This is a genomic window from Nitratireductor sp. ZSWI3 (assembly GCF_024655565.1).
Classification (GTDB): domain Bacteria; phylum Pseudomonadota; class Alphaproteobacteria; order Rhizobiales; family Rhizobiaceae; genus Nitratireductor.
Map to the genome: position 1 here is coordinate 1 of NZ_JANKOF010000142.1, position 8,031 is coordinate 8,031.

7 protein-coding genes and 1 pseudogene are annotated in these 8,031 nt (G+C 67.4%); 4 read left to right on the forward strand and 4 right to left on the reverse strand.

Translation table 11 applies throughout. The features are described from left to right. Both NUU27_RS24075 and NUU27_RS24080 read right to left on the reverse strand, forming a co-directional pair. Positions 1–192 (reverse strand): annotated as a pseudogene (locus NUU27_RS24075) (methyltransferase); the annotation flags it as partial. Continuing rightward, the gene (locus NUU27_RS24080) at positions 185–421 is read right to left on the reverse strand and encodes a DUF2007 domain-containing protein (protein WP_257764840.1); all 237 of its coding nucleotides are present in this window, start codon (positions 419–421) and stop codon (positions 185–187) included. The gene NUU27_RS24080 and the pseudogene NUU27_RS24075, both read right to left, overlap by 8 nt. Before the next feature lie 159 nt (positions 422–580). On the opposite strand from NUU27_RS24080, the gene NUU27_RS24085 reads away from it, so the two are divergent. From NUU27_RS24085 to NUU27_RS24095, 3 genes are all read left to right on the forward strand, one after another. Continuing rightward, entirely contained in the window at positions 581–1,594 is a 1,014-nt protein-coding gene (locus NUU27_RS24085; RefSeq protein WP_257764841.1) for a polyprenyl synthetase family protein, read from the forward strand. 122 nt (positions 1,595–1,716) lie between these two features. Next, complete coding sequence (locus NUU27_RS24090) at positions 1,717–3,771, forward strand: tetratricopeptide repeat protein (protein ID WP_257764842.1); 2,055 nt, start codon at positions 1,717–1,719, stop codon at positions 3,769–3,771. 80 nt (positions 3,772–3,851) lie between these two features. Beyond that, the gene (locus NUU27_RS24095) at positions 3,852–4,814 is read left to right on the forward strand and encodes a glycine--tRNA ligase subunit alpha (protein WP_257764843.1); all 963 of its coding nucleotides are present in this window, start codon (positions 3,852–3,854) and stop codon (positions 4,812–4,814) included. A 42-nt stretch (positions 4,815–4,856) separates the two neighbouring features. Here the strand turns inward: NUU27_RS24095 and NUU27_RS24100 are convergent, their stop codons facing one another. After that, positions 4,857–5,057, reverse strand: coding sequence for a hypothetical protein (locus tag NUU27_RS24100; protein ID WP_257764844.1), 201 nt, complete (start codon positions 5,055–5,057; stop codon positions 4,857–4,859). 223 nt (positions 5,058–5,280) lie between these two features. Here NUU27_RS24100 and glyS point away from each other — a divergent pair, with 223 nt between their 5' ends. Beyond that, on the forward strand, positions 5,281–7,395 hold the full coding sequence (glyS, locus tag NUU27_RS24105; protein WP_257764845.1) for a glycine--tRNA ligase subunit beta: 2,115 nt from the start codon (positions 5,281–5,283) through the stop codon (positions 7,393–7,395). A 6-nt stretch (positions 7,396–7,401) separates the two neighbouring features. Here the strand turns inward: glyS and NUU27_RS24110 are convergent, their stop codons facing one another. Continuing rightward, positions 7,402–7,815, reverse strand: a complete 414-nt coding sequence (locus tag NUU27_RS24110; RefSeq protein ID WP_257764846.1) for a hypothetical protein — start codon at positions 7,813–7,815, stop codon at positions 7,402–7,404. Between the last annotated feature and the right edge of the window lie 216 nt (positions 7,816–8,031).

The window sequence follows — 8,031 nt, forward strand, 5'->3', positions numbered from 1 at the left end:
GACGGCGAAGCCGGCGGCCCCTGCGCCGGCCCCGAGGTCGGCCACCGCGCCGGCAAACCCGTCCGGCAGGGCGGCGGCGACGAGCATGGCGTCGATCCCCGAGCGATGCCCGCCGCGCGCCGGCTGCACCAGGCGGAAGGCGTCGCGGTGAAAGGAATCGACGCTGAAGTGGCCGGCGGCGGGGTCAGTCATGGTCGGAAGGCAGGGTTCCTTCGTGCGCGATGCCGGCATCCTTGAGGAGCTGCCGGGCACGATCGGCCTCGGCGGCATCGACCATGACGCGGCGCGGCAGGATGCCGAGCGAGCCCTCGAGGATGCTCATGTTCTGGTCGGCGACGAAAAAGCCGATGCCCGCGTCGCGCAGGAGGCTTTCGACGAAGGAGATGAGCACGGGATCGTTGGTGCGGATGAGTTCGAACATGCGCGCGACGTTGACAGTTTGCCGAAGCGCTGTAAACGACTTCGTGGAAAGGGGCGGGGCTTTGCCGCGCGCATTCGCCGCTTGCCCGTGCAGGCGGGGCGGCACTAAAGTCGCGCGAGGTTAGCCGGTTTCGCTCCGGCCGCGAATGGAGGTCCATCGGTGGGTGTTGTGTTGAATCTTGATGGCAAGCGTGCGGCCGCGTCGGTTGCGAGTCTGGTGGAGCTGACTGCGGCCGAGATGGCGCGCGTCAACGAGCTGATCCTGTCGAAGGCGGGCTCGGATGTGGATCTCATCCCCGAATTGGCCAAGCACCTGATCGATTCCGGCGGCAAGCGCCTGCGCCCGATGGTCACGCTCGCCGCCGCGCAGATGTTCGGCTATTCCGGCGAGGGCCACGTGAAGCTCGCCACCAGCGTCGAGTTCATGCACACGGCGACGCTGCTGCATGACGATGTGGTGGATGAGAGCGACCTGCGCCGCGGGCGCAAGACGGCGCGCATGATCTGGGGCAACCAGGCGAGCGTGCTGGTCGGCGACTTCCTGCTCGGTCAGGCGTTCCGCATGATGGTGGATGTCGGCTCGCTCGAGGCGCTGGACATCCTTTCGGGCGCCGCCTGCGTGATTGCCGAGGGCGAGGTGATGCAGCTCGGCGTCGCCAAGAACCTGGAGACCACCGAGGACGACTATCTTGCCGTCATCAAGGCCAAGACGGCGGCGCTGTTCTCCGCGGCGGCGGAGGTGGGACCGGTGATCGCCGAGGCCTCGCGCAACGACCGCGCGGCACTGCGCTCCTACGGCACCAATCTCGGCCTCGCCTTCCAGCTCGTGGATGACGCGCTCGACTATGGCGGCAAGAGCAGCGACCTCGGCAAGAATGTCGGCGACGATTTCCGCGAAGGCAAGGTGACGCTGCCGGTGATCCTCGCCTACCGGCGCGGCAGCGCCGAGGAGCGGGCCTTCTGGACCAGCGCCATCGAGGACGCCCAGTGCGACGATGCGGCGCTGGAGCGGGCGATCGGCCTGATGAACAAGCACGGTGCCATCGGCGACACGATCGGCCGGGCGCGCCATTTCGGCGAGATCGCCCGCGACGCGCTGGCGCCGCTTCGGCAGACGCCGCAGAAGGACGCGCTGCTCGACGTCATCGATTTCTGCATCAGCCGCGTCTCCTGAGAGCGGCATTGATGCGGCATCGCAAAAAGGCCATGCTTGTCTGAGAGGAAGGCGCAAACGCCACCCGTCCTCCGACCGGGCGGGAAGGAAGAGACGAGGACGAGCATGCATCGGGACGGCATATGAGAAGGCGCAACACGTCGAAACTGCTGATGGCGACCGGTCTTGCGGGGCTCCTTGCCCTGTCGGCCACGACGGGTTTCGCCAAGGAAACCCCCGACGCCAAGGGCGGCGACCGGCCGCCCGTCCCGGTCACCTCCTTCTCCGGCGCTTTCCTCGCGGCCCGCGCCGCCGAGGCAGACAACGACCTCGGTAGTGCGATCGACTTCTACACGCGCGCGCTGGCCTATCAGCCCGACAACCAGGCGATTCGCCAGAGCCTGCTTCTGTCGCTGGTCTCCGAGGGCCGCTTCGACGAGGCGCTGCCCTTTGCCGAAGCGTTGAAATCGGTGCCCGAGGTGGAGCGCTTCTCGCGTCTCGGCCTGGCGGTGGATGCGCTGCGCAAGGAGCAATATGCCGACGCCGAGAACTGGCTGAAGCTGGTTCTGGAATCCGATCTCGACAGGCTGATCACCTCGGTGATGACGGCTTGGGCCAAGGTGGGCCAGGGCGAGACGGCGCAGGCGCTGTCCGATCTCGATGCGCTTGACGGGCCGGACTGGTACGGCCTGTTCCTCGGCTACCATCGTGGCCTGATGGCAATGCAGAACGGCGACGAGCAGCGCGTGCGCAAGGAATTCGACGCGCTGATACAGGCGCCCACCGCGGCGTCCGCCGCCCCCGATACCTTCATGCGGGCGGCGGAGACCTATGCCGCCTGGCTCGCCGAGCGCGGCGAGAAGGACAAGGCGCTCGCCGCCCTCGACGAGGCCGAGAAATTCATCACCGGGCGCGCCGCCACCCTGATCCTGCGCGACGAGATCCGGTCGGGCGACAAGGTGGAGATGCCGGTCGCCGGCGTGCGCGACGGCGCTGCCGAGATCCTGCTCAACGTCGCAACGGCCTTGAACCGCGGCGGCGGTGAGCCGTTCGTCAAGCTCTACCTCAATTACGCGCTGGCGCTCAGCCCCGACAATGACGACGTGCTGGTGCAGCTCGCCTCGGTCGCCGAGCAGCAGAGCGAGCCGGAGAAGGCGATCGCCTATTACGAGCGCATTGGAAAGGATTCGCCCTGGCGGCGCCTGGCGGAGCTGCAGACCGGGCTGAACCTTGCCGATCTCGACCGCCACAAGGAGGCCGCGACCTATCTTCAGGCGGCGATCGAGAAAGACCCCGACGACATGCGCGCCTATCTGTCGCTCGGCCGCGTCTACGCCGTCGAGAAGGACTTCCGTTCGGCGGCCGAAGTCTATGACCGTGCGGCGGCGCGGCTCAAGGATCCGAAGCGCGAGGATTATTCGATCTTCTACCAGCGCGGCATCGCCTATGAGCGGCTGAAGGAATGGGACAAGGCGGAGCCCAATTTCCACAAGGCGCTGGAACTCTACCCGGACCAGCCGCAGGTGCTCAACTACCTCGGATATTCCTGGGTCGACATGAACATGAAGCTCAAGGAAGGGCTTGAGCTGATCAGCCGCGCGGTCGAACTGCGTCCCAATGACGGCTACATCGTCGATTCCTTGGGCTGGGCGCATTACCGGCTGGGCAATTATGAGGAGGCGGAGAGCGAACTGGAGCGCGCCGTCTCGCTGCGGCCGGACGATCCGGTGCTGAACGACCATCTGGGCGACGCCTACTGGCGCGTCGGGCGGCGGCTCGAGGCGACCTTCCAGTGGGCGCATGCCCGCGACCTCGATCCCGAGCCCGAGCTTCTCGCCGAGGTCGAGAGGAAGCTCAAGGAGGGCCTGCCGGAGGCCGAGCCGAAGAAGCTCGCCGAGGCGGAGACCCCTACCACGACAATGACCGACGGCGGGACGCCGGCCGAAAAGGACCCGGCCAGGGAAGAGGCCGCGCCGCAAACCGGGCCGAAGACCGGGGAAGCGCCGGCGGCTGAGCCCGAAAAGCCCGTCGGCGACACGGCGAGCTATGTCATCAGGCCTGGCGACACGCTGTGGTCGATCGCGCTGGAGCAGTTGGGCGACGGCGAGCGGTTCCGCGAGATCCTGTCGCTCAATCCTTTCCTGAGGCGCAATCCCGACCTCTTGCGCGCCGGGCAGCAGATCGTTCTTCCGGAGTAGGACGCGCGGTTGCGGCCGCCCGCCTTGACGCCTCCCGCCATGCGCAATAGGACGTGCCGGCATCGACCCGGAGAAGCACCGTGAACGCTCCCAGCACAAGCCTGCCCGTCACCCATCCGACCCGCTCGTTCCAGGGGCTCATCCTGACCCTGCACAACTACTGGGCCTCGCATGGCTGCGTCATCCTGCAGCCCTACGACATGGAGGTGGGCGCCGGCACGTTTCACCCGGCCACGACGCTGCGTTCGCTCGGGCCGCGGCCGTGGAACGCCGCCTATGTGCAGCCCTCGCGGCGGCCAAAGGACGGGCGCTACGGCGAAAACCCGAACCGGCTGCAGCACTATTACCAGTACCAGGTCATCCTGAAGCCCAACCCGTCGAACCTCCAGGAACTCTATCTGGGCTCGCTCGAGGCGATCGGCCTCGACATGGCGGTGCATGACGTGCGCTTCGTCGAGGACGACTGGGAGAGCCCGACGCTCGGCGCCTGGGGGCTCGGCTGGGAATGCTGGTGCGACGGCATGGAGGTCTCGCAGTTCACCTATTTCCAGCAGGTCTGCGGCATCGAATGCGCACCCGTCTCGGGCGAACTGACCTATGGCCTCGAGCGCCTGGCGATGTATGTGCAGGGTGTCGACAACGTCTACGACCTGAATTTCAACGGCCTCGAGGGCGATGCCAAGGTGACCTATGGCGACGTCTTCCTGCAGGCCGAGCAGGAATATTCGCGCTTCAATTTCGAATATGCCGACACGGACATCCTGTTCCAGCACTTCAAGGACGCGGAGGCCGAGTGCCGCGCCTTGCTGGCCGCCGGTGCGCCGGGCGACGGCGACAACCAGCGCCTGCACAAATGCGTCTTCCCGGCCTATGACCAGTGCATCAAGGCAAGCCACGTGTTCAACCTGCTCGACGCGCGTGGCGTGATCTCGGTCACCGAGCGGCAGGGCTACATCCTGCGCGTGCGCGACCTGGCGAAAGCCTGCGGGGAAGCCTTCCTGCTGACGGACGCCGGTGGGATGACGCAGGTGGAGGCGGCCTGAGCGGGGCGATCTGCCGCGCGGCCCCGGCCTCACCGCTTCCCGTCATGCCAGGGGCGAAACTCTTGCCGCCGCATCGGCGGCATGGGTGGGCGGGATCTCAGGGATGAGGTGCGAGACCGACCTGTCCATCGTCTGCAGGGCGCGCCGGATACCGGAAGGGCTCTCGGCGGCGCCGGGCACGGCCTGGATCGTCAGGCAGGCGCTGAGCGCCAGAGTATTGAGCAGTGTCGATGCGGTCGTCATGGTCGTGTTCCGGGCAAAAGCTGTCTGTCTGAAGCATTGGTCGCTTCAGCGCGGTATTTGGTTCATGGCTGGTTCGCCCAAAGGACGTGTCGCGGGGCGTCCACCCGACAGGCCGGCGAAAAAGTTTGGCAACGGCGGCTGCGCAGGGGCGGCGGGAAGGGTGACATTGCCCGGCGGAGTTGCTATTGCCGGGCCGCATCCAGTCTGAATCCAGAGACCCTCCATGCCCGACCTGCTTGTCGAACTTCGCTCAGAAGAAATTCCCGCCCGCATGCAGCGCAAAGCCGCCGGCGACCTGAAGAAGCTCGTGACCGATGGTCTGGTGGAGGCGGGTCTGACCTACGAGGCGGCGACCGAATACTGGACGCCGCGCCGGCTGGCGCTCGACATCCGCGGCGTCACCGCCCGCTCGCGCGACGTGCGCGAGGAGCGCAAGGGGCCGCGCACCGACGCGCCGCAAAAGGCCATCGAAGGGTTTCTGCGCGGCGCCGGGCTTGCCTCCATCTCCGAGGCGCAGGTCCAGTCGGACCCGAAAAAGGGCGACTTCTATGTCGCGGTGATCGAGAAGAAGGGCCGCGCCGCCGAGGAGATCGTCGCCGAGATCATGCCCGGCATCATCCGCGGTTTCCCGTGGCCGAAATCCATGCGCTGGGGCAAGGCGTCCGCAAGGCCCGGCAGCCTGCGCTGGGTGCGCCCGCTGCAGTCGATCCTGTGCACCTTCGGGCCCGAGACCGAGGAACCGGTGGTGGTCGATTTCGAGATCGACGGCATCCGCGCCGGCAACGTCACCTACGGCCACCGCTTCCATGCGCCGCAGGCGATCACCGTGCGCCGCTTCGAGGACTACGTTGAGAAGCTGGAGGCGGCCAGGGTGGTACTCGACCCCGACCGCCGCAAGCGCATCATCCTCGACGACGCGCGCAACCTCGCCTTCGCCAACGGGCTGGAGCTCATCGAGGACGAGGCGCTGCTGGAGGAGGTGTCCGGGCTGGTCGAATGGCCGGTGGTGCTGCTCGGCGAATTCGAGGAAGACTATCTGTCGATCCCGCCGGAGGTGATCCGCCTCACCATCCGCGCCAACCAGAAATGCTTCGTCTGCCGCCCGCAGGGCGAGACGGAGAAGCTTTCCAACCGCTTCGTCATCACCGCCAACATCGAGGCGACCGACGGCGGACGGGAGATCGCCCGCGGCAACGGCAAGGTGGTCCGCGCCCGCCTGTCCGACGCCCTCTATTTCTGGAAGACCGACCAGGCCGACCTGCCCGATCTCGGCAGGCTCGAGGATTCGGCCAGGAAGCTCGATCTCGATCTGGCCAAGCCGCTCGACCAGCGCATGGCGCGGCTCGACCATCTGGGCGTCACCTTTCATGCCAGGCTCGGCACGCAAGGGGAGCGCGTGATGCGGATCGCCGCGCTGGCGAAGGAGCTGGCGCCAGTGGTCGGTGCCGATCCGGCCGCGGCCGTGCGCGCGGCGCATCTGGCAAAGGCGGACCTGCAGACCGAGGTGGTGGGCGAGTTCCCCGAATTGCAGGGCTTCATGGGCCGCAAATATGCGGGGCTGCAGGGCGAGGCCCCTTCCGTCGCCGCCGCCATCGAGGACCACTACAAGCCGCAGGGGCCGAACGATGCGGTGCCGACCGACCCGGTTTCCGTCGCCGTGGCGCTCGCCGACAAGCTCGACATGCTGACGGGATTCTGGGCCATCGATGAAAAGCCGACGGGCTCGAAGGATCCCTACGCGCTGCGCCGCGCGGCACTGGGTGTGATCCGGATCGTGATCGAGAACAAGGTGACGCTCGGCCTCTCGAAATGGGCGAACGCCGACCTCCTGTCCTTCTTCCACGATCGCCTCAAGGTCTACCTGCGCGATCAGGGCGCGCGCTACGATCTGATCGATGCGGTCATCTCGGACGAGTCCGACGATCTTCTCTTGATCGTGCGCCGGGTCGAGGCGTTGTCGGAGTTCCTTTCGACGCCGGACGGCGAGAACCTTCTTGCCGGCACCAAGCGGGCGGCGAACATCGTCGCCGATGCCGAGAAGAAGGGGACGCGGATCGCCGGCGCGGTCGACGCCGCGCTCTTCGAGGCCGACGAGGAGCGCGCCCTGTTCGACAGCCTGGAGGAAGCCGAGCGCTTCGCCGGCGAGGCGATCGCCGCCAATGATTATGTGAAGGCACTGTCCTTCCTGGCGCAGCTTCGCCAGCCGGTCGACGCGGTTCTCGACGGTGTGATGGTCAACGCCGAGGACGAGGCGCTGCGCGCCAACCGTCTCGGCCTGCTCGCCCGCATCCGCAGCGCGACGGGCCGGGTGGCCGATTTCTCCAAAGTGGCGGGCTGAACGGGTTCAGCCGAACACGTAGACCGCAAGCGCGACGGCGAGATAGGAGGCGAGGCCGGCCAGCGGCCCGAGCCTTTGCAGCAGCGCCGGCGGCGGCGTGCCCGGCTGCGCCCGCCGCACGGCCACGAAGGCGGCGACGCTGACCGCCAGGATGAAGGCGGCGGCCAGAAGCTTGGCCACGAAGGCGGCGCTCAGGAAGGCGCCGTCATAGCTGACCAGCCACATCCACAGCCCCGTCAGCCACAAAAGCGCGACGCCCGTCAGCGTGATCATGGTGAAGCGCGGCCTGAGCGCCATCAGGCCGGCGGCCGGCGTGCCGCCGGAGCGCTTGGCCTGGATCGCGACCATCATGCCGCCCATACCGCCGGCGGCGCCGAGCATGAGGCCGAAGAAATGCAGGATCTTCATCAAGGTCAGCACGGCCGGTCCTCTCTGGGCGATTGGAAGCGTGCGGAGGGTGCGGCGGAAATGACGCCGCGTCAAGCAAGACGCGGAAGGCTTCCTGACAGCATTTGTCGGCAGGGCATCAACGCTGCACGCTCGCCGATCCACCCGACGGCCGGCGGGCGGCGGGTTGCGGTGCGGCAGCCGGCTCGCCACTGCCTTCCCCGGGCTCCGCTGCGCGCTGCGGCGCCG

Coding starts and splice junctions, on each gene's coding strand:
- NUU27_RS24100 (WP_257764844.1), bottom strand. CDS start 5,057: ATGACGACCGCATCGACACTGCTCAATACTCTGGCGCTCAGCGCCTGC.
- glyS (WP_257764845.1), top strand. CDS start 5,281: ATGCCCGACCTGCTTGTCGAACTTCGCTCAGAAGAAATTCCCGCCCGC.
- NUU27_RS24080 (WP_257764840.1), bottom strand. CDS start 421: ATGTTCGAACTCATCCGCACCAACGATCCCGTGCTCATCTCCTTCGTC.
- NUU27_RS24090 (WP_257764842.1), top strand. CDS start 1,717: ATGAGAAGGCGCAACACGTCGAAACTGCTGATGGCGACCGGTCTTGCG.